Annotated in this window: 2 protein-coding genes; both read right to left on the minus strand. The window is 64.0% G+C overall.

From position 1 onward, the window contains the following. On the minus strand, positions 1-632 hold a 632-nt coding region (locus ABZ721_RS40950), incomplete at its 3' end, for an IS3 family transposase (RefSeq protein WP_358793929.1). Positions 633-637: 5 nt separating this feature from the next. Next, positions 638-964 carry a transposase gene (locus tag ABZ721_RS40955; RefSeq protein WP_358793928.1) on the minus strand — a complete coding sequence of 109 codons (327 nt, stop codon included), beginning with the start codon at positions 962-964 and terminating at the stop codon, positions 638-640. Between the last annotated feature and the right edge of the window lie 50 nt (positions 965-1,014).

The raw sequence follows: 1,014 nt of genomic DNA on the forward strand, positions 1-1,014 counted from the left end.
CAGTTGAATCCGCCTTGCGACCCGGCATCGGAATGATGGATCAACTCACCTACCTGGTGCGGGTGTTCATCACGGTCGCGTTGCCACAGAGCCATGTCCAGGGCGTCCAGAACGAGCCTGGTCTCCTTCGACGTGGCAGCGGACCAGCCGACTATCCGGCGGGAGAAGGTGTCCACCACGAAAGCAACGTAGACCACTCCCGACCAGGTGCTGATGTGAGTGAAGTCCGCGACCCAGCAGCGGTTCGGGGCCGGCGCGACGAAGTTGCGGTCCAGCAGGTCCGGCGCCCGCTCGACGGAACTGTCCGGGATCGTGGTGATGATCTTCTTCCCGCGAACCGCGCCGGAGACACCGAGTTCCCGCATGAGTCGTTCGACGGTGCACCGGGCCACGATGTGGCCCTGGCGGTGCAGCTCACGCCAGACCTTCCTGGCCCCGTAGACACGGTAGTTGGCCTCGAAGATCTGCCGGATGAGCGGCTTCAGCTCGGCATCGCGAACCGTGCGGGCCGCCGGGGCCTGGAGTCGTTTGTGGTGGGCGTAATAGGTGGAGGGGGCGATCTTGCAGTCGTGCTCGGTGAGTACGCGGCAGATCGGCTCGACACCGCCGAAGCGGGCCCGGTGCTCGTCGATGAACGCTACGAGCGTGTGTGTGGCCGGTCGAGCTCGGCCGCGAAGAAACTTGCCGCGGCTTTCAAGATGTCGTTCGCCCGCTTCAGTTCGGCGATCTCCTTCTTCATCGCCTTGATCTGCGCGGACTCCTCCGTAGTCGTCCCCGGCCGCTGCCCGGAGTCGATCTCGTCGCGCTTCACCCAGTTCCGCAGGGTCTCGGCCGAACCGATGCCCAGCTTCTGGGCGACCGATCGCAGTGCGGCCGACTCGTTCGGATAGTCACTACGTACCTCGGCGACCATACGGACCGCTCGTTTGCGCAGCTCAACGGGATAGGAGGAAGGACGTGCCATGACTCAATCCTTTCACGGAATCGAGTCTCTATCGAACACGGTGCGGTTCA

The sequence above is a fragment of the Streptomyces sp. NPDC006733 genome, from assembly GCF_040636125.1.
Lineage (GTDB): Bacteria > Actinomycetota > Actinomycetes > Streptomycetales > Streptomycetaceae > Actinacidiphila.